We start from the raw sequence: 19,652 nt of genomic DNA, 5'->3' as shown, positions 1-19,652 counted from the left end.
AGCGTCTTATTGATAGACCCAAGAGGCCGCTGTGTACAAAGGTGTCGTGCTGTCGGTTCTGGCTTCAGTGCTGTTCGGGGTCATGTATTTCTATACCTCGCTGATGAAGCCACTGGACGGCCAGGAAATCTTCGGCTGGCGAATGCTGCTGACCGTGCCCTGCGCCACGCTGTTTATGCTGATCAGTGGCGACTGGAAGCTGGTGCGTGCACTCGCCGCCAGATTGCGCCAACAACCGGCGCTGTTCTTCGGGCTGCTGCTGTCGTCGGTCCTGCTGGGCGCACAATTGCTGATCTTCATGTGGGCACCGCTGCATGGTCGCAGCCTCGAAGTTTCGCTCGGCTATTTCCTGCTGCCGCTGAGCATGATTCTCACCGGGCGCGTTGTGTACGGCGAACACCTGTCCTATCTGCAGAAGATCGCGGCAGCCTTTGCGACGATCGGCGTCGGCCACGAGCTGTGGCGACTGGGCAGTTTCTCGTGGGAAACGCTGCTGGTCGCCGGGGGCTATCCGCTTTACTTCGTGCTGCGGCGCAGACTCAAGACCGATAACCTGGGCGGGCTGTGGTTCGACATGCTGTTCATGCTGCCCATCGGCCTGTGGTTCATCGCCAACGGGCATCCGCTCGCGATCCAGCAGACGCCCATTCTCTATCTGTTGATTCCGGTGCTGGGCATCATCAGTGCCTCGGCGCTGGTCAGTTACATCATCGCCAGTCGTCTGCTGCCGTTCAGTCTGTTCGGGCTGCTCAGCTACGTCGAGCCGGTGCTGCTGGTGGGCGTTGCGCTGCTGCTGGGCGAAAGTATCAGCCCTGACGAAATGCTGACTTACATACCCATCTGGATCGCGGTGGGCGTGCTGATTCTGGAAGGCGCCAAACACATGCTGGCCCAGCGCCGGCGGGATGCGGCCTGAGCCTCAGTGCTCGGTGAAACGCTCCAGTTGCATCTCCTGAAGGCGGCTCAGCGTGCGGCGGAACGCGAAGGACAGGTAGCCTTCGGTGTACAACGCATCCATCGCCACCTGCGCTTCGACATACAACGGAATGCGCCGGTCATAGCACTCGTCCACAAGCGCAATGAAGCGCCGCACGCCGTCGTCGTGAGGTGACAACTGCGGCAATTCACGGTCCCCCGCCGCCACCTGCTCAACACCATCCTCGGTGCCACGGGCGATTTTCGATTCGCGTTGCGCTGCGCTCAGGGACGGCACTTCGCTGATCAGGATCACCGAGAACCGGTCGCACAGGGCAATGAAGTCCATCGCCGCCAGAGGTTGTTCGCACAGATCCCGATAACGGCACCACACCGCCGTGTCAGAATGCTGAACCACATTGATGCTGCGGTAGCCGAGCATGACCTGGGAATCGTGGATCGGCTGCCCGGCGCTGAGCGTGTCGAAAATCCCTTGCAGGGCGCTGGGACGTCCGGCTTCGGCCACCCAGTAACGCTGGTGCAATTGGCCGGGATGCAGACGATGGTCCTCGCCGCCGTCCACCGCGACGACGTTCATGTATTTCTGGATGGCGATGATCGCAGGCATGAAACGCTCACGGTTATGACCGTGGCTGTACAGCTGATCCGGCGGCTGATTGGAGGTGCAGACCAGCACCACGCCTTCCTCAAACATGACCTGCAACAGGCCACCGAGAATCACGGCATCGCCGATGTCGGTGACGAACAGCTCGTCGAAACACAGCACCCGCACTTCACGCGCCAGCTCTTTCGCCACCACGGTCAGCGGATGCGGTGTGCCGATCAGCTCGAACATGCGCTTGTGGACCCAGCGCATGAAGTGATGAAAATGCTGACGCCGGGCCGGAACGCTCAGGCTTTCGAAGAAACGGTCCATGAGCCAGGTCTTGCCGCGCCCGACCGGCCCCCAGAGATAAACACCCTGCGCCCGGCCACGCCCTTCGGCCAGCGCCAGGTAGCAGGCTTGAAGCTGACGGGCCGCCTGCAACTGCGCCTCATCGGGCTGAAAACCACGCTTGACCGCACGTTCGTAGGCATCCAGAGGAGACACGGCACTCATCGATCACGCACCTTCGGCAACAGAAAAGACACTTAGCATATACAGGTTCAGGCGTGCTGCACGCCCGCACGTTTGAGCAGCCGCTTGCAGCGCTCGGACAGGTGGACGACGCGCAGATGCTTGCCCGCCTTGGCATAGCGCTCGCGCAGGGTCTTGAGTGCAGCGATGGCCGAATAGTCGACGAAGCTCAGGTGACGGCAGTCCAGCGTGACCTGCGCCGGGTCTTCGGCCGGGTTGAACTGGTCGAGAAAGGGTGTAGCCGAGGCGAAGAACAGCGTGCCGTGCAGGTGGTAGATCTTGCTGCCGTCGGCTTCGACATGGCTGTCGGCGTATAGCTCACGAGCCTGCTGCCAGGCGAAGTTGATCGCAGCGATGACAATGCCGAACAGCACGGCCGTCGCCAGATCGGTCAGCACCGTTACGACGGTCACGGCAATGATCGCCAGCACGTCGTTCACCGGAACCTTGCGCAGCACGCGGAGCGAGGCCCAGGCGAAGGTCTGCTGGGCCACCACAAACATGACACCGACCAGCGCCGCCAAGGGAATGCGCTCGATCAACGGCGACAGAAACAGCACGAACATCAGAATCATCATGCCCGCGACAATCCCGGACACCCTGCCCCGTCCGCCGGAGCTGAGGTTGATGACGGTCTGGCCGATCATCGCGCAGCCGCCCATGCCGCCGAACGCACCCGATACCATGTTCGCCGCGCCCAGCGCCACGCATTCGCGATCCGGGTAGCCTCGGGTTTCGGTGATTTCGTCCGTCAGGTTGAGGGTCAGCAGGGTTTCCAGCAGGCCGACCAGCGCCATCAGGATCGCGTACGGCGCGATGATGCGCAGGGTGTCCAGATTCCACGGAATGTCCGGCAGGTTGAACATCGGCAAACCACCCGCGATGTGGGCCATGTCGCCGAGCGTCCGGGTCGGCAGATCAAGAAAATACACCGCCAGGCCGATGCCGAGAATCGCGACCAGCGCAGGCGGCACGGCGCGGGTCACACGCGGCAGCACATAGACCACGGCCATGGTCAGCGCGACCAGCCCCAGCATCACGTAAAGCGGCGTCCCACTCAGCCAGGCCTCGCCGACCTTGAAATGCTCCAACTGGGCCATGGCGATGACGATGGCCAGGCCGTTGACGAAGCCGAGCATCACCGGATAAGGCACCAGCCGCACGAGCTTGCCCAGGCGCAAGACGCCGAACAGGATCATCAACAGGCCGCTCAGCAATACCGTCGCCAGCAAATACTGAACGCCCTGCTGCACCACCAGCGCCACGATGACCACGGCCATCGACCCCGCAGCCCCGGAGACCATTCCCGGTCGCCCGCCGAACAACGCCGTCAACGTGCAGATGATGAACGCGCCATACAGGCCCATCAGCGGATTGAGGTGCGCCACCAGCGCAAAGGCGATGCACTCGGGCACCAGCGCAAAGGATGTGGTGAGCCCTGCCAGGACTTCGGCGCGTAGACGGATTGTTTTCATGACTGACCTGAACGACGTCTGCGGAACAGCCCGCAGCGGTGCGAAAAAGGGGGCATGTTACGCAAACACGTCTCTACCGGCCACTGCTGCAAGGGTTCAGCCTGACCCTTCAGGCTCAGTCACGTCAGGTAATTTCGATGTCCAGCAACGCAGCACCCAGCGCCTTGCCATGGGCGTCCAGTGCCAGTGACCGGGTCACTCCGCCGCGTAACACGCCGGGGATCACGAAATTCAGGGCATGCACATTGGGCAGCTCGTAACGCCGAATCGGCCCGGCTTGCGGGTCGAGTAACTGCGCGAAGTACGCCGCCACCCGATCAACGGTCAGTGCCTGACACAGCCTCGCGTAGTCTTCTGCACGGTAAGCGATGACCGAGATGTTGGAGGTATCGCCCTTGTCGCCGGTCCGCGAGTGGGCCAGTTCTCGAAGTCTGATGGGAACACTCATACCGAATCCTCCAGATGAATCACGGGATTGACAGCATCACGCGGCACAAACAGCGAAGCGACTGCCACCACCTGACGTACTGCCTTGGTCGCCCCGCCACCGCCATACGGTCCGTTGGTGTACAACGTCTCGACTTCATTGCCGACCCGAACGGCCTCGCTGCGCTCAACGCAACGCGCAGCGATGCGCAAACGCACCTCCCAAGGCTCGGCCGTGGCGCGCGAACCCAACTTGCTGCCATGCAAGGCATCGACGCCGATCAATTCGGCACGCAGGTCTTCGACAATCACGCCCGTCAGCTTCAAACGCTCCAGAACGACTTCACGCGCCAGTTGCGCCCGCGCCAGCGCACCGGGCCCGCCGTAGGAAATCTGCCCTTCGCCGATCCAGCCATCCAGATAGCCGACCGACACCTTCAGGGTCTCGGGCCGCGCACGACCATCCGCTCCGGCAACCTGTACCCGGTTCTCGGCTTCTCTCTGGAAGCTGACCCCGGAAAAATCTGCGCTCACGTCGGGCGTGAGGTAAGCCGCCGGGTCATGCACCTCATAGATCAGCTGTTCGGTGCAAGTGGCGGTGTCGATCCGTCCGCCCGAGCCTTCAACCTTGGTGATCGTCGCCTGCCCTGCTGCATTGACTTCTGCCAGCGGAAAACCCAGCCGTGCCAGGTCCGGCACGTCCTTGAAACCCGGATCGGCAAAGTAACCCCCGCTGATCTGGCCCGCACATTCGAGCAGATGACCCACCAGCGTGCCGCGTCCCAGCAAGGTCCAGTCATCGGCAGCCCAGCCGAATTCGAACATCTGCGGTGCCAGAAACAGCGACGGATCGGCCACCCGGCCGGTAATCACCACGTCGGCATCGGCTTCGAGCGCCTGCACGATGCCTTCGGCGCCCAGATAAGCGTTGGCCGAGATCAGCCGGTCTCCCAGCGAAGCCAGCGTCATGTCGTTGTCCATCAGCCTGGAAGCATCGGTCTGCAATGCAGCCAGTACGTCATCACCGGTCAGGGCCGCGACCTTGACCCCTGACAAACCCAGTTCGGCCGCGATGCGCCGCACCTCCCGCGCTGCCGCCAAGGGGTTGGCCGCGCCCATGTTGGTGATGACCCGCAACCTGCGCGAACCGGCAGTGCGCCCGACAAAGGGCAGCACTCGGCGCATGCGCTCGCTCAGCAGCGGATCGTAACCGGCGTCGGGGTCGCTCAATCGGGCCTGCTGCGCCAGCGCAATGGTGCGCTCGGCCAGGCATTCGAAAATCAGGTAGTCCAGCTCGCCGTGTTCGGCCAGCTCGACGGCGGGCTCGATGCGGTCTCCGGAGTAACCGGCGCCGGAGCCGATGCGCAGGGTTTTCATTCAGAACACTCCCAGGAGCATGGCAGTCAGGGTCATCAGGACCGAGGCTGCGAACAGGAAAGGGATGGTGAAGCGCTGGTGATCGGCCAACTCGATCTTGCACAGGCCCACCAGGAGGAAGGTTGCGGGCGTCAGCGGGCTGACCGGGAAGCCGGTGGTGTGCACACCCAACAGCGAAGCCTGGGCCACTTGCAACGGCTCGACGCCCAAGGCCTTGCCGACCTCGGCAATCACCGGCATCACGCCGAAATAAAACGAATCCGGGTCGAACAGCAGGCTCAGCGGCATCGAGATGAACCCCACCACCATCGGGATCAATTTGCCGTGGCCTGCCGGAATCTGGTGCACCGCCACTTCGGCCATCGCCTTGAGCATGCCGGTGCCCTGCATGATGCCGGTGAAGACCCCGGCCGCGAGCAGGATGCTGGCCATGGTCAGCGCGGTCTTGGCGTGAGCATCGATGCGGGTGCGCTGGGCATCGACGTTGGGGTAATTGAGGCACAGCGCAACGACAGTGCCGAGCATGAACATGACCACCGGATCGACGACACCGGAGATCATCACGCCCATCACGGCGATGGTCAGCAACAGGTTGATCCAGAACAGACGCGGCCGACGCAGCAGCTCTTCCTGTTCGGTGAGCACCCGCTTGGGCACCACATCGACCTGCGCTCCCGCGCCAAGGCCCAGACGCCGCTCTTCACGTCGGCCCAGAAACCAGGCACAGGCGAAGACAAAGGCGAGACCGACAATCTGCACCGGAATCAGCGGCTGAAACAGGTCAGCCACCGGCACGTGCAAGGCCGCAGACGAGCGCAGTACCGGACCGGTCCAGGGCAGAAAGTTGACCCCCGCCGCCATGGCCGTGACGCAGGCCAGAATGCGCTTGTCCATGCCCAGCCGCGTGTAGAGCGGCAGCATCGCCGGGATGGTCACCAGAAAGGTCACCGCGCCGGAACCGTCCAGATGCACCAGCAACGCCAGCAGCGCCGTACCCATGACGATTCGCGTCGGGCGTGTGCCGACGGCCTTGAGAATGCGGTCGATGATCGGGTCGAGCATGCCCGCATCGGTCATCACTCCGAAGAACAGGATGGCGAACACGAACATGCCCACCACTGGCGCGACGTTCTTGATGCCGGTGATGATGAAGGCGCTGGTCTGCAGACCGAAGCCGCCGATCAGGGCCGCGATGATGGGCAACGCAATAAGAGCAACGAGGGGCGAGAGACGCTTGCTCATGACAGCCGCGAGCAGGCAGAGGATGGTAATGACACCGAGGGTGGCGAGCATGGAGGCTTTCCTTGTCATCCCTGACCAATGTGTGGCGGGACGAGCTGTTGTTGTTTTCAACGAGTATCGAAACGGGGTTATGCTTTGTAAATTGAAATGTTCGGCACCTCTCATTCCAAAAAACAGAACATTGATCGCGAGCATCGCCAGCCCATGAAGAATTCGATCCAGCACATCCGGGCGTTCCTGGCCGTCGCTCACAGCGGCAGCTTTACCAAGGCTGCGGTGGAGCTGAACCTCTCGCCGTCCGCGCTGACCGTTCAGATCCAGCAACTGGAAGAGTGGCTGGGCGTTGCGCTGCTGGAACGCAGCCCACGCCACGTCAGCCTGACGGCGGCGGGACAGAACAATTTGCAGCCCATGGAAAAGCTGCTGTTGGATCTGGACAACATCGTCAGCGGTTCGCGGGACCTGGCGGCTTTGCGCCGGGGCGTAGTGACCCTCGCCGCTCTGCCCTCGATGTGCTCCAGTTCGCTGCCGATTATCCTGCGTGAATTCCGCACCCGGTTTCCCGGCATTGAAGTGCGCCTGCGCGATGTTGTGGCGCAACGTATCGACGCGCTGGTGCGTGAAGGCGAAGTCGATTTCGGGCTCGGCGTTCGCGCCCGGATGAGCCACGGGCTGGAGTTCGAAGGCCTGATGGTGGACCGACTGCGGCTGTTCGTCCCCGCCGCTCACCCGCTGGCCACACGAGCGTCAGTCAGCCTGGCCGATCTGGCGGGCCAGCCGATTATTCTGACCGGACGCGACAGCAGCGTGCGCGAGCGGGTCGAGCAACTGTTCGCCGACGAAGGACTTGCCCTGGTGCCCGGCCTTGAGGCCAACTACATGTCGACCGTTCTGGCGCTGGTGCGCCAGGGGCTAGGCATGACCCTGCTCCCGGAGTCGGCCGACGAAGGCCGGTCCGACACCGTTCAGGTGCCCATCGACCACCCTGGCGTCAGCCGGGAAATCGGCCTGATCACCCGTACCGAACAGACCCTGAGCCCCGCGGCGAATCGGTTCGTGGAGATGATGAGAGAGGTTTTGACTAGCGAGGCCTGTTGAGTCGCGTCCTGGCAAACCCCACATTGTGGTGGCGCCCCCCCACAAATACGGGGTTTCTTCAGTACTTCGTAAACAACAGACTTACCCCTAAAAACAAGGAATGCTTTCATGCAATGGAATCAAAAGCGGTCATTGCAGGCCGTGCTGCTGACCGGCCTCACGCTGACCTCTTCGCTCGCGCTTGCCCAGGAACAGAACCCGAAACTGGACGACTTCGTGCGAGAAACCGCCGGCAAAGTCATGCATGAAAACGGCATCGCAGGCCTGTCGATTGCCATTACCCACAACGGCAAGCAACAGTTCTACACCTACGGCACAGCGTCGAAGGATGCCCCTCAGGCCATCACCCCGGACACGCTGTTCGAACTGGGCTCAATCAGCAAGACCTTCACCGCAACCCTCGCCACTTGGGCGCAGTCCAACGGGCAGTTGTCGTTGACCGAGCGCATCGACACCTACGTGCCGCAATTGCGTGACACACGCCTGGGCAAGGTGCCGGTTTTCCATCTGGGCACCCACACGGCGGGCGGCTTCCCACTGCAGTTTCCCGACAAGGTCCAGACCACCGGACAGATGATGGCGTACTTCAAGGCCTGGCAACCCGACTACCTGCCCGGCACCTACCGCAGCTACGCCAATCCCAGCGTCGGTTTGCTGGGGCTGGTTGCGGCGCGCAGCATGAAAATGCCTTTCGAGAACGCCATGCAGCAAGGACTGTTTCCGGCATTGGGCCTGAAGAACACCTTCCTCACCGTGCCCGAAGAGCAGATGTCGCGCTACGCACAGGGTTACAACAAGCTTGATGAGCCGGTCAGGGTCAATCCCGGCGTGCTGGCATCCGAAGCTTACGGCGTGAAGTCCAGCAGCCGCGATGTGCTGGCCTTTATCGAGGCCAACATGGGCCGGGGCCAGTACGACGCGCCCCTGCAACAAGCGCTCAAGGACACCCGAACCGGTTATTTCAAAGTCGGCGGCATGACTCAGGACCTGATCTGGGAGCAGTACCCGATGCCGGTGAAGCTCGACACGCTGCTTGAAGGCAATGCCAGCAACATGGTTCTACAAACTCAGAAAGCCGAGCCGATCACCCCGCCCCTTGCGGCGCAATCCAACACTTGGGTCAACAAGACCGGTTCCACCAACGGCTTTGGCGGCTACGTCGCGTTCATCCCCGAGCAGCAACTGGGCATCGTGATCCTGGCCAACCGAAACTACCAGAACGAGGAACGGGTGAAACTGGCGTACCGGATTCTGAATCAGGTGCAGTGCTTCGACTGCAAACCCTAGGCTTCAGGAACCTGCTCGCCAGCCGCGAAGTCGACCGGCACACGCCACAGATACCACGCCGCAACGGTTCGAAATGGCGCGAACCGTTCGGCGAGAGCGGTCATGGCCTTCGGTGTGGGTTTGAGCTCCAGGCCGTACAGCCGTCGATAGCCCTCGCACACGCCGAAATCACTCGCGGGCATCACGTCCAGCTTGCCCAGTCCGTAGATGAGCATCATCTCGACCGTCCAGCGGCCTACTCCCGGCAGTTCGGTGAGACGAGCGATCAGTTCCTCGTCGCTCAAGGTCAGCGCCTCAACCACGTCCGGCACCAGACCGCTGACTCTGGCAGCGGCAATCGCCTTGATCGCCCGGCATTTGGACGCCGAGAACCCGCAGCCCCGCAACGCCTGATCATCGAGTTCAGCCAGCGCCTGCGGTTCAGGGAAACGTGAAGCCGGAAACAGCGCACACAGGCGCGTGACCATCGCGTCACCCGCCCTGGCGTGCAACTGTTGATACGCGACACCCTTGACCAGCGCCTGATACGGGTCCTGCGCAGCAGTGACCGGATGCAGGCAAGGGCCGACATGGTCTATCAACGATTGCCAGCGCCCATCCACTGCTTTGAGCATTTCAGTGGCCTGAACATGGGCAATGGGCATTTCCGGTTCTGCTGACATTCTGATAGTCCATAAAAAAGCGCAATGCGAGGCCAATCCACTGTGCCGCATCGCCCCCGGACTCTGCAAACCCGGACGTTTTCAGGGAGTTCCCACGCCCCGCCTCAAAAACCTGAACCTCGCCTGAACGACATCGCAAAAACGACTTTCGGACGAAAAACAACTTTCTCCATTCAAGAATGAGTATCATTATGTTACGCATTGTGTCCGGTCGATCCGTTTGCCGAGACTCTCGAAACAAGTGCGTCTTCAGTCTCAACCCGGTGAAATATGCTCGTTCCGTTTTTGATCATGCTGCGCGAAGGCATCGAAGCCGCGCTCATCGTTGGCATCATCGCCAGTTACCTGAAGCAGACCGGCCGTGGCGAATGGATGCCCGCCGTCTGGATCGGTGTGTTCCTGGCAATCGCACTGTCGCTGTTCGTCGGCGGCGGCCTGGAGCTGATGAGCGCCGAGTTTCCGCAGAAGCAGCAGGAACTGTTCGAAGGCATCGTCGGCCTGATTGCCGTAGGCATTCTCAGTTCGATGGTGTTCTGGATGCGCAAGGTGGCGCGTTCGATCAAGCACGCGCTGCATGAATCGCTGGACGCTGCCCTCACCGGCTCGAAAAACCAGACATACGCGCTGATCGCCATGGTGTTCTTCGCCGTGGCCCGTGAAGGTCTGGAAACCGTTTTTTTCCTGCTCGCCGTGTTCCAGCAGAGCGAAGGCTCCGGCGCACCACTGGGCGCCCTGCTCGGCCTGCTGCTGGCCGTCGGCTTTGGTGTGGCGATCTACAGCGGCAGCATGCGCCTGAACCTGAGCCTGTTTTTCCGCTGGACCGGCCTGTTCATTCTGATCGTGGCAGCTGGAATCCTGGCCAACTCGGTGCAGGCCCTGCATGAAGCAGGCGTCTGGAACCACTTGCAGGACGTGGTCTTCGACATCAGCGCCTGGCTGCCGATGGACGGTCCGACCGGCTCGGTGCTGGCTGGCATGTTCGGTTACCAGGACGCACCGACGGTCAGCACCCTGAGTGTCTACCTCATTTACCTGATCGGGGCGCTGGTGCTGTTTTTCCTGCCGCACGCCCCGTCCGGCCGCACACCGTTGCAGCAACATTCATCTTCCGTGACGAACGAATAAGGGCACCCATGTCGAACCGTCCCTCAGGGCCTTCCGAGAAAGCCCGGCCTCCCCGTGTCCTGCGATTGGCAGTCGCCGGTTCCGTGATCCTGATGATCGCTGCGGGCGGGCTGTTCTACTACGCCTCGCAGGTGGCCGCCAAAAAGCGCGCCGCCAATGCAGGCACTGAAACCGTGGTCAACATTCACGCCCACAACTGCGAGCCGAATGCCCTCACTGTGGCGGCAGGCCAGAACGCTTTTCGCATCGTCAACCGCTCGGAACGCGCCGTCGAATGGGAAATTCTGGATGGCGTACTGGTGATCGAAGAACGGGAAAACATTGCGCCCGGCCTGAGCCAGGTGATCAATGCCAACCTGGCGCCTGGCGATTACGCCATCACGTGTGGTCTGCTGAGCAACCCGCGCGGCACGCTGCACGTGACGCCTACCGCCGAGTCCGACGCCAAGGCCAAGGCACGTCCCTCGATGACCGCCTTCATCGGTCCGCTGTCCGAATACCGCGTGTACCTGAGCCTGCAGGGCTCGGCGCTGATCAAGGCTGTCACCGGCCTGCAGCAGGCCATCGATGCGGGCGACCTGAGCGCCGCGCAAGCCGCCTACCTGCCAGCGCGTGCCGCTTACCAGCGCATCGCCCCCGCCGCACAGCGTCTGGCCGAGCTGGACAACGCCATCAACGCCCGCGCCGATTACTACGAAAAACGCGAGCAGGACCCGGGCTTCAGCGGCTTCCACCGCATCGAATACACGCTGTTCGAGCAGCGCAGTGTCGAGGGCCTGAGCCCGGTGGCGCAGCGTCTGCAGACCGACGTGACCCAGCTCAAGCAACAATTGCTGGCCCAGTCGTTGGCCCCGGAGCAACTCGCCGCCATCGTCACTCGCAACATGCGCAGCCTGGCCGATGTGCGCAGCAACGGTGAAGAAGAACGTTACAGCCACAGCGATCTGAATGGCTTCGCCGCCAATCTGGAAGGGACGCGCAAGGTGGTCGATCTGCTGCGCCCCTTGCTGAGCAAAAGTGCAGGCGATCAATTGCAGAAAATCGATGCGGCCATGGCTGATCTGGACACCACGCTGGACGCATTGAAGACCGACGACGGCTATCGCCCTTACGACCAGGTCGATGCCGGACAGCGCAAGCAGATCGCGACCAAGGCGGCGGCATTGGCCGACGCGCTGAACACCATCGACCCGGCACTCGGCCTGTCCGGCCTCTGAACCGAACCGATTCCGCCCATCAGGAGCACAGCACAGCCTCATGAAAACTCCCGACGCCAATAATGCACCCGCCTCGATTCAGCGCCGTCGCGTTCTGATGGGTCTCGGCGCTGCCGGGGCCGCACTGGCCGGCAGCAGCCTGAGCGGCAATGTTCTGGCCGCAGCCCCCGCGCAAGTCACCGAAGCGCCGAACAGCGACAAGACCGAGGACCGTAACGCGTTCCACGGCCTGCACCAGACCGGCATCGTTAACCCGCGCCCCGCTGCCGGTATGTTTGTGGCGTTCGACGTGCTGGCCTCGGATCGCGAAGACCTCGAGCGCCTGTTCCGCACCCTGAACGAGCGCATCGCCTTCCTGATGACGGGCGGCCCGGTGCCGGATGTCGATCCGAAACTGCCACCGCTGGACTCCGGCATCCTCGGACCGGTTGTCACGCCCGATAACCTGACCATCACCGTGTCGGTGGGCGAATCGCTGTTCGATGAACGCTTCGGTCTGACCGACGTGAAACCCCTGCGCCTGAGCCGCATGGTCGGCTTCCCCAACGACGCGCTGGAGCCTTCCAGCTGCCATGGCGACCTGAGTATCCAGTTCTGCGCCAACACCGCCGACAGCAACATCCATGCCCTGCGCGACATCGTCAAGAACCTGCCCGACCTATTGCTGGTGCGCTGGAAACAGGAAGGCACCGTGCCGCCGCAGGCGCCGAAGAAACCCGGCCAGCCACCTGAAAGCGCCCGCAACTTTCTGGGCTTCCGGGACGGTTCGGCCAACCCGGATTCCAATAACCAGAAGACCATGAACGAGCTGGTCTGGGTGCAACCGGGCAGCGACGAACCGACCTGGGCCGCCAACGGCAGCTATCAGGCCGTGCGCATCATCCGCAATTTCGTCGAGCGCTGGGACCGGACCCCCTTGCAGGAACAGGAGTCGATCTTCGGCCGCACCAAAAGCACCGGCGCGCCCATGGACGGCAAGGTCGAAACCGACGTGCCCAACTATGCCGCCGACCCGGAAGGCAAAAAGACCCGTCTGGATTCGCACATCCGTCTGGCCAACCCTCGCACCGCAGAGACTCAGCGCAACCTGATCCTGCGTCGCCCGTTCAACTACTCCAACGGCGTGAACAAGAACGGTCAGCTGGACATGGGGTTGCTGTTCATCTGCTATCAGGCGGACCTGGAAAAAGGCTTCATCACCGTGCAGAACCGCCTCAACGGCGAGCCGCTCGAGGAGTACCTCAAGCCGGTCGGTGGCGGCTATTTCTTCACCCTGCCGGGCGTGACCGACGACAAAGACTTCATCGGACGCTCCTTGCTGGCGGCCGTATCGAAAACCCAAACCGCATGACCTTCAACCTCCTCACCCGGAAGAGCACCATGAAAAAGACGCCTCTGGCTTTGCTGCTGACCCTTGGCCTGCTCCAGACTCCGCTGGCCGCCTTCGCTGCCACGGCGCCGCTGGATCTGGTCGGCCCGGTTTCGGATTACAAGATCTACGTCACCGAGAACATCGATGAACTGGTCAGCCACACACAGAAATTCACCGACGCGGTGAAGAAAGGCGACCTGGCGACTGCCAGGAAGCTGTATGCACCGACGCGTGTGTTCTACGAATCCGTCGAGCCGATTGCCGAGCTGTTCAGTGACCTGGACGCGTCCATCGACTCACGGGTCGACGACCACGAGCAAGGCGTGACGGCTGAAGACTTCACCGGTTTCCATCGTCTGGAATACGCGCTGTTCTCGCAGAACACCACGAAAGACCAAGGCCCTATCGCGGACAAGCTGATGAGCGACGTCAAGGACCTGGAAAAGCGCGTGGCCGACCTGACCTTCCCGCCTGAGAAAGTAGTCGGTGGCGCAGCGGCGCTGCTGGAAGAAGTGGCGGCAACGAAGATTTCCGGCGAAGAAGACCGTTACAGCCACACCGACCTGTATGACTTCCAGGGCAACATCGACGGCGCGAAGAAAATCGTCGACCTGTTCCGCCCGCAGATCGAACAGCAGGACAAGGCATTCGCCGGCAAGGTCGACAAGAACTTTGCCACGGTGGAGAAGATCCTGGCCAAGTACAAGACAAAGGACGGCGGCTTTGAAACCTACGACAAGGTCAAGGAGAACGACCGCAAGGCCCTCGTCGGCCCGGTCAACACCCTGGCCGAAGACCTCTCGACCCTGCGCGGCAAACTGGGGCTGAACTGACATTCAGCTGCGGACGCGGAGCGTCCTGAGCGGCGTTACCACGCTGGCGTGGGAACGATCAGCGATCTCAAGCCCACTGATCGTGCCCATGCTCCGCGCTCATCGTTATACACAAATCCGCCTCAACACTGATCGTGCCCATCGCTCTGCGTGGGTATGCCTCCCGTGACGCTCCGCGTCACAAATGGCACAGACTGTGGATTCAGTGAGCCGAGCGCATGGCTCAGGTCACCTTTGCGCCCTTACGGCGCGCTACTTTGAGGGACCAAAGTAGCCAAAGTCCTTCGCTCCGGTTCCGGCCCCGGCTTCGCCGGGGTTCCTTCGTCCTGACACTGATTCGGGGGTCGCTGCAAATGGGCCATCCATGGCCCAGTGCAGCTCAATCGGCATCCATGCCGATTGCCCCCCGAATCAGCGCCAGGACTCAGCCTTCACCCACGTCGCAATCGGCGGTGTCCGCACTATCGCGCAAAAAAGCACGGCAGTGCCGCTGTCTCACTGGAGAGCCAGGTGACTTGTGTACCGCTATAAGTGTGCAGCGAAAACCATAGCTGCGATCTGAAGGCGTTTATTCCTCGCGATTCTGCCCGATCAGGCTGTCTACCGGCGGCACCCGTGTGTCGGATTCCATCTGCGCGTCGTGCTCGATCTGATGGCTGAACTGATCCAGTGAGGCCTGGGCCGGTTTGGCATCGCTGGCAAAGACCGGCGGGCTGAGCATGTAGGCGCCCAGCAGTTTGCTCAGGGCCGCAAGGCTGTCGATGTGCGTACGCTCGTAGCCATGGGTCGCGTCGCAGCCGAATGCCAGCAGGGCAGTGCGGATGTCGTGGCCCGAGGTGACGGCCGAGTGCGCATCACTGTAGTAGTAACGGAACAGGTCGCGACGCACCGGCAGTTCATTGTCCACGCCCAGACGCAGCAGGTGGCGCGACAGGTGATAGTCGTAAGGGCCGCCCGAATCCTGCATCGCCACGCTGACCGCATGCTCGCTGGAGTGCTGGCCCGGCGCGACCGGTGCGATGTCGATGCCGACAAATTCGCTCACGTCCCACGGCAACACGCCTGCGGCACCCGTACCGGTTTCTTCGGTGATGGTGAACAGCGGGTGGCAGTCGATCAACAGCTCTGCGCCACTGTCGACGATGGATTTCAGCGCGGCCAAGAGGGCCGCAACACCGGCCTTGTCGTCAAGGTGACGGGCGCTGATGTGGCCGCTTTCGGTGAACTCCGGCAGTGGATCGAAGGCAACGAAGTCGCCGATGCCGATCCCCAGTGACTCACAGTCGGCGCGCGTGGTGCAGTAGGCGTCCAGACGCAGTTCGACGTGGTCCCAGCTGATCGGCATTTCATCGACTGCGGTATTGAATGCGTGTCCCGAAGCCATCAGCGGCAACACGCTGCCACGAATGATGCCGGTGTCGGTGAACACACTCACCCGGCTGCCTTCGGCAAAGCGGCTCGACCAGCAGCCGACGGCGGCGAGGGCCAGGCGGCCGTTGTCCTTGACCTCACGGACGCTGGCACCGATGGTGTCCAGGTGCGCGGAAACGGCACGGTCGGGTGAATTCTGTTTGCCCTTGAGCGTGGCGCGAATGGTGCCGCGGCGCGTCAGTTCGAACGGAATGCCAATTTCTTCGAGACGTTCGGCGACGTAGCGCACGATGGTATCGGTGAAGCCGGTCGGGCTTGGGATCGCGAGCATTTCCAACAGCACTTTCTGCAGGTACTTCAGATCCGGATCGGGGATATTTGCAGGGGTCATGGAAGGCTCCTATTGGGTCAATCGGAAAGCAGCGGGCCGAAGCGGCAATACAGTCGCCGCTTCGGTCCAGCGCTTGTAGCTGTCTAGTTGTGCGCAGGCAGGCTGTGCGGAAACAGCAGGTCGACGAAGCGTTCGGCGGTCGGTTGAGGCTCGTGGTTAGCGAGTCCGACGCGCTCATTGGCTTCGATGAACACATACTCCGGCTGGTCGGCAGCCGGAACCATCAGGTCCAGGCCGACCACCGGAATGTCCAGTGCGCGGGCAGCCCTTACAGCGGCGTCCACCAGTACAGGATGGAGAATGGCCGTGACGTCTTCCAGGCAGCCGCCGGTGTGCAGGTTGGCGGTGCGGCGCACAGCCAGACGCTCGTCCATCGGCAGAACTGTGGAGTAGTCGTGGCCGGCCTCGCGCACGGTGCGTTCGGTCTCGCCATCCATGGGGATGCGGCTCTCGCCATCGGTCGCAGCCTCGCGACGACGGCTCTGGGCTTCAATCAACTGCTTGATGGTATGGCGACCATCGCCAATGATCTCGGCCGGGCGGCGTATCGCTGCGGCAACCACTTCGAAACCGATCACCACGATGCGCAGGTCCAGACCTTCGTGAAAACTTTCCAGAATCACGCGGCTGTCGAACTGCTTCGCCTGCTCGATGGCGTTCTGTACATCTTCCGGCGTGCGCAGGTCAACGGCAACGCCTTGGCCCTGCTCGCCGTCCAGCGGCTTGACCACAATCTGGCCGTGCTCTTCAAGAAAAGCGCGATTCTGTTCCTCGCTGCCAGCGCGTTGCTGAGCAGGTAGGCGCAGACCGGCTGCCTTCAGAGCGCGGTGCGTCAGGCTTTTGTCCTGACACAGGGTCATGCTCACGGCACTGGTCAGATCGCTCAGCGACTCGCGGCAGCGAATGCGACGCCCGCCGTAGCTGAGGGTGAAAAGTCCAGCGTCCGCATCATCGACCTGTACGTCGATCCCACGCCGATGAGCTTCTTCGACGATGATTCGCGCGTAAGGGTTGAATTCCGCCTGCGGGCCAGGACCGAGGAACAGCGACTCGTTAATGCCGTTCTTGCGCTTGATGGCGAAGGTCTGCAGGTTACGGAAATTCAGCTTGGCGTACAGCGCCTTGGCCTGTTCGTTGTCATGCAGGACCGAGAGGTCAAGGTAGCTCAGGCCACGGCTCATGAAGTGCTCGACCAGATGTCGGACCAGCACCTCACCCACACCCGGACGCGTGCACTGCGGATCGACTGCCAGGCACCACAGGCTGCTGCCTTTTTCCGGGTCGTTGAAGGCTTTCTGATGGTTGAGTCCCATCACACTGCCGATCACGGTATTGGTGCTCTCATCCTCGGCGATCCAGTACACCGGACCGCCCTGATGACGCGGCGTCAGCAGCGAATGATCGATCGGCAACATGCCGCGTGCCAGATACAGGTTGTTGATGGCCTGCCAGTCCGACTCGCTCTGCGCGCGACGAATGCGATAGCCGCGAAACACCCGTTGCGCCGGGCGGTAGTCGCTGAACCACAAACGCAGCGTGTCCGACGGATCAAGAAACAGTTGCTGCGGAGACTGGGCCAGCACCTGTTGGGGCGCAGCCACGTAGAGCGCAATATCACGCTCACCCGGTTTCTCGTTCAGCAACTCCTGAGCCAGCGCAGCCGGATCAGGGTAGGTGTGGCCGATCAGCAGGCGGCCCCAGCCGCAGTGCAGCGCCAGGGGCTCGGCCTCCAGCAGACTGCCATCTTCGGCAAACCGTGCCTGCAGACGTTCGTACGAGGGCGACTGTCGGCGCAACAGGCGTTGGCTGTAAGTCGTCGCATTCTGTTTCATGGGATCACAGTCCTTGTTCGCTGAGCCACAGGTTCAGCGCTGCCAACTGCCACAGCTTCGAGCCACGCAGCGGGGTGAGTTGACCTTCCGGATTGGTCAGCAGTTTGTCGATCATGGCCGGATTGAACAGACCACGGTCCTGACTGGAATCGGTCAGCAACTCGCGCACCCAATTCAGGGTATCGCCCTGCAAGTGCTTGAGACCGGGCACCGGAAAATAGCCTTTCTTGCGATCGATCACTTCGGATGGAATGACCATGCGCGCCGCTTCTTTGAGCACATGCTTGCCACCGTCCGGCAGCTTGAACTTGCCAGGAATGCGGGCGGACAGTTCGACCAGACGGTAGTCCAGAAACGGCGTACGCGCTTCCAGGCCCCAGGCCATGGTCATGTTGTCGACACGTTTGACCGGGTCATCCACCAGCATCACGGTGCTGTCCAGACGCAGGGCCTTGTCGACAGCGGCGCTCGCGCCCGGCTGGGCAAAGTGGTCACGGACAAAATCACCGGCTGCGTCGTTGGCGGTCAGCCACTTCGGCTGCACGGTTTCTGCATATTCTGCGTAGCTGCGGTCGACAAAGGCGTCGCGATAGGCGGCAACCGGATCGCTCGCACCGTCAACCTGCGGATACCAGTGGTAACCGGCGAACAGCTCGTCAGCACCCTGGCCGCTCTGAACGACCTTGCAATGCTTGGCCACTTCACGCGACAGCAGGTAGAAGGCGATGCAGTCGTGGCTGACCATCGGCTCGCTCATCGCACGGAAGGCAGCGGGCAATTGCTCGATGATCTCGCTTTCCTGAATGCGCAACTGATGGTGACGGGTGCCGTAATGCTTGGCGATGAGGTCTGAATACTGGAACTCGTCGCCGCGCTCGCCACCGGCATCCTGGAAACCGATGGAGAAGGTCGACAGGTCTTCGACGCCCACTTCGCGCAGCAGACCGACCAGCATGCTGGAATCGACACCGCCCGACAGCAGCACGCCGACATCCACCGCAGCACGTTGACGAATCGCCACGGCTTCGCGGGTGCTGTCGAGCACGCGGTCGCGCCAGTCTTCCAGGGTGAGGTTTTTCTCGTCCTCATGAGGACCGTACGGCAGCGTCCACCAGACTTTCTGCTCGACCTGACCGCTGGCGTCGATGCGCATCCAGCTGGCCGGTGGCAGTTTCTCGACACCTGCCAGCAGCGTGCGTGGCGCAGGCACCACGGCGTGGAAGTTCAGGTAATGGTTGAGCGCGACCGGATCGAGCATTGGGCTGATATCGCCGCCCTTGAGCAGCGCAGGCAGCGACGAGGCGAAACGCAGACGCTTGTCGGTCTTCGACAGGTACAGCGGCTTGACGCCCAGACGGTCGCGGGCGATGAACAGGCGCTTGCTGTCACGCTCCCAGATAGCGAACGCGAACATGCCGTTGAGCTTGGGCAGCATGTCTGCGCCCCACGCGTGGTAGCCCTTGAGCAGCACTTCGGTATCGCCACCGGAATGGAACTGATAGCCCAGCGCTTCCAGCTCGGCGCGCAGTTCCGGGAAGTTGTAGATCGCACCGTTGAAGGCCATGGACAGGCCAAGGTGGCTGTCGATCATCGGCTGCGCCGACCCATCGGACAGGTCCATGATTTTCAGTCGGCGATGACCAAGGGCAATCGGCCCCTGGCTGTGAAAACCCCACGCATCCGGGCCGCGAGGCGCCAGCTCATGGGTAATGCGTTCAACAGCGGCAAGGTCCGCTGGTTGATGGTCGAAACGTAGTTCACCTGCTAATCCGCACATAAGTCCTTACCGGGTTTCCGTTGGGGAGGTGGCTGAGAAAGTCCAGCCACCCAGAAACTGACCCGAGGCAAAGGCGGTAGTTTTAGAACAAAAAGTTATAAAGATCAGGGCTCT

Annotated in this window: 16 protein-coding genes; 7 read left to right on the top strand and 9 right to left on the bottom strand. The window is 62.0% G+C overall.

Annotated elements, in window-relative coordinates; all coding sequences use genetic code 11:
* Positions 1-31: 31 nt before the first annotated feature.
* Positions 32-916 (top strand): EamA family transporter RarD, encoded by an 885-nt coding sequence (gene rarD, locus QRN20_RS03185; RefSeq protein ID WP_057410220.1) that lies wholly within the window; start codon positions 32-34, stop codon positions 914-916.
* Positions 917-919: 3 nt separating this feature from the next.
* Here rarD and zapE read toward each other — a convergent pair whose 3' ends face one another.
* The 5 genes from zapE to QRN20_RS03160 form a co-directional block, all read right to left on the bottom strand.
* Positions 920-2,035 (bottom strand): cell division protein ZapE, encoded by a 1,116-nt coding sequence (gene zapE, locus QRN20_RS03180; RefSeq protein ID WP_285359999.1) that lies wholly within the window; start codon positions 2,033-2,035, stop codon positions 920-922.
* A 47-nt stretch (positions 2,036-2,082) separates the two neighbouring features.
* The gene (locus QRN20_RS03175) at positions 2,083-3,528 is read right to left on the bottom strand and encodes a SulP family inorganic anion transporter (protein WP_285359998.1); all 1,446 of its coding nucleotides are present in this window, start codon (positions 3,526-3,528) and stop codon (positions 2,083-2,085) included.
* 124 nt (positions 3,529-3,652) lie between these two features.
* The gene (locus QRN20_RS03170; protein ID WP_029242218.1) at positions 3,653-3,976 is read right to left on the bottom strand and encodes an AtuA-related protein; all 324 of its coding nucleotides are present in this window, start codon (positions 3,974-3,976) and stop codon (positions 3,653-3,655) included.
* Positions 3,973-5,331 (bottom strand): acyclic terpene utilization AtuA family protein, encoded by a 1,359-nt coding sequence (locus tag QRN20_RS03165; RefSeq protein WP_285359997.1) that lies wholly within the window; start codon positions 5,329-5,331, stop codon positions 3,973-3,975. Before QRN20_RS03165 ends, QRN20_RS03170 begins: the two co-directional genes overlap by 4 nt.
* On the bottom strand, positions 5,332-6,738 hold the full coding sequence (locus QRN20_RS03160; RefSeq protein ID WP_350310287.1) for a CitMHS family transporter: 1,407 nt from the start codon (positions 6,736-6,738) through the stop codon (positions 5,332-5,334).
* A 39-nt stretch (positions 6,739-6,777) separates the two neighbouring features.
* On the opposite strand from QRN20_RS03160, the gene QRN20_RS03155 reads away from it, so the two are divergent.
* Entirely contained in the window at positions 6,778-7,671 is an 894-nt protein-coding gene (locus QRN20_RS03155; protein WP_058431175.1) for a LysR family transcriptional regulator, read from the top strand.
* Between the two features lie 108 nt (positions 7,672-7,779).
* Positions 7,780-8,958: a class C beta-lactamase gene (gene ampC / locus QRN20_RS03150; RefSeq protein ID WP_285359996.1), complete on the top strand. Its 1,179-nt coding sequence runs from the start codon at positions 7,780-7,782 to the stop codon at positions 8,956-8,958.
* Here ampC and QRN20_RS03145 read toward each other — a convergent pair.
* The gene (locus QRN20_RS03145) at positions 8,955-9,572 is read right to left on the bottom strand and encodes a DNA-3-methyladenine glycosylase family protein (RefSeq protein WP_162236554.1); all 618 of its coding nucleotides are present in this window, start codon (positions 9,570-9,572) and stop codon (positions 8,955-8,957) included. The genes ampC and QRN20_RS03145 overlap by 4 nt on opposite strands.
* Before the next feature lie 318 nt (positions 9,573-9,890).
* Between QRN20_RS03145 and efeU the strand changes: the two genes are divergently transcribed.
* The 4 genes from efeU to efeO (QRN20_RS03125) are packed head-to-tail and all read left to right on the top strand — an operon-like array spanning position 9,891 to position 14,167.
* Entirely contained in the window at positions 9,891-10,745 is an 855-nt protein-coding gene (gene efeU / locus QRN20_RS03140) for an iron uptake transporter permease EfeU (RefSeq protein ID WP_122415094.1), read from the top strand.
* Positions 10,746-10,753: 8 nt separating this feature from the next.
* Positions 10,754-11,962 (top strand): iron uptake system protein EfeO, encoded by a 1,209-nt coding sequence (gene efeO, locus QRN20_RS03135; RefSeq protein WP_285359995.1) that lies wholly within the window; start codon positions 10,754-10,756, stop codon positions 11,960-11,962.
* Positions 11,963-12,002: 40 nt separating this feature from the next.
* Positions 12,003-13,313: an iron uptake transporter deferrochelatase/peroxidase subunit gene (gene efeB, locus QRN20_RS03130; RefSeq protein ID WP_058431107.1), complete on the top strand. Its 1,311-nt coding sequence runs from the start codon at positions 12,003-12,005 to the stop codon at positions 13,311-13,313.
* 29 nt (positions 13,314-13,342) lie between these two features.
* Positions 13,343-14,167 (top strand): iron uptake system protein EfeO, encoded by an 825-nt coding sequence (efeO, locus tag QRN20_RS03125; protein WP_004883841.1) that lies wholly within the window; start codon positions 13,343-13,345, stop codon positions 14,165-14,167.
* Between the two features lie 568 nt (positions 14,168-14,735).
* Here the strand turns inward: efeO (QRN20_RS03125) and QRN20_RS03120 are convergent.
* The 3 genes from QRN20_RS03120 to QRN20_RS03110 form a co-directional block, all read right to left on the bottom strand.
* Positions 14,736-15,929: an osmoprotectant NAGGN system M42 family peptidase gene (locus QRN20_RS03120; RefSeq protein WP_285359994.1), complete on the bottom strand. Its 1,194-nt coding sequence runs from the start codon at positions 15,927-15,929 to the stop codon at positions 14,736-14,738.
* Positions 15,930-16,012: 83 nt separating this feature from the next.
* Positions 16,013-17,761 carry an N-acetylglutaminylglutamine synthetase gene (gene ngg / locus QRN20_RS03115; RefSeq protein WP_043304660.1) on the bottom strand — a complete coding sequence of 583 codons (1,749 nt, stop codon included), beginning with the start codon at positions 17,759-17,761 and terminating at the stop codon, positions 16,013-16,015.
* A gap of 4 nt (positions 17,762-17,765) precedes the next feature.
* Positions 17,766-19,538: an N-acetylglutaminylglutamine amidotransferase gene (locus tag QRN20_RS03110; RefSeq protein WP_004879425.1), complete on the bottom strand. Its 1,773-nt coding sequence runs from the start codon at positions 19,536-19,538 to the stop codon at positions 17,766-17,768.
* Between the last annotated feature and the right edge of the window lie 114 nt (positions 19,539-19,652).

The organism is Pseudomonas sp. fls2-241-TYG-175 (genome assembly GCF_030209155.1).
In the GTDB taxonomy this organism is placed as follows: Bacteria; Pseudomonadota; Gammaproteobacteria; order Pseudomonadales; family Pseudomonadaceae; genus Aquipseudomonas; species Aquipseudomonas viridiflava.
This window is presented reverse-complemented; position numbering and strand designations above follow the sequence as displayed.

Coding starts and splice junctions, on each gene's coding strand:
- QRN20_RS03145 (WP_162236554.1), bottom strand. CDS start 9,572: ATGCTCAAAGCAGTGGATGGGCGCTGGCAATCGTTGATAGACCATGTC.
- efeO (WP_004883841.1), top strand. CDS start 13,343: ATGAAAAAGACGCCTCTGGCTTTGCTGCTGACCCTTGGCCTGCTCCAG.
- zapE (WP_285359999.1), bottom strand. CDS start 2,035: ATGAGTGCCGTGTCTCCTCTGGATGCCTACGAACGTGCGGTCAAGCGT.
- QRN20_RS03175 (WP_285359998.1), bottom strand. CDS start 3,528: ATGAAAACAATCCGTCTACGCGCCGAAGTCCTGGCAGGGCTCACCACA.
- efeB (WP_058431107.1), top strand. CDS start 12,003: ATGAAAACTCCCGACGCCAATAATGCACCCGCCTCGATTCAGCGCCGT.
- ampC (WP_285359996.1), top strand. CDS start 7,780: ATGCAATGGAATCAAAAGCGGTCATTGCAGGCCGTGCTGCTGACCGGC.
- QRN20_RS03170 (WP_029242218.1), bottom strand. CDS start 3,976: ATGAGTGTTCCCATCAGACTTCGAGAACTGGCCCACTCGCGGACCGGC.
- QRN20_RS03155 (WP_058431175.1), top strand. CDS start 6,778: ATGAAGAATTCGATCCAGCACATCCGGGCGTTCCTGGCCGTCGCTCAC.
- QRN20_RS03120 (WP_285359994.1), bottom strand. CDS start 15,929: ATGACCCCTGCAAATATCCCCGATCCGGATCTGAAGTACCTGCAGAAA.
- ngg (WP_043304660.1), bottom strand. CDS start 17,761: ATGAAACAGAATGCGACGACTTACAGCCAACGCCTGTTGCGCCGACAG.
- QRN20_RS03160 (WP_350310287.1), bottom strand. CDS start 6,738: ATGAGAGGTGCCGAACATTTCAATTTACAAAGCATAACCCCGTTTCGA.
- efeU (WP_122415094.1), top strand. CDS start 9,891: ATGCTCGTTCCGTTTTTGATCATGCTGCGCGAAGGCATCGAAGCCGCG.
- QRN20_RS03165 (WP_285359997.1), bottom strand. CDS start 5,331: ATGAAAACCCTGCGCATCGGCTCCGGCGCCGGTTACTCCGGAGACCGC.
- QRN20_RS03110 (WP_004879425.1), bottom strand. CDS start 19,538: ATGTGCGGATTAGCAGGTGAACTACGTTTCGACCATCAACCAGCGGAC.
- efeO (WP_285359995.1), top strand. CDS start 10,754: ATGTCGAACCGTCCCTCAGGGCCTTCCGAGAAAGCCCGGCCTCCCCGT.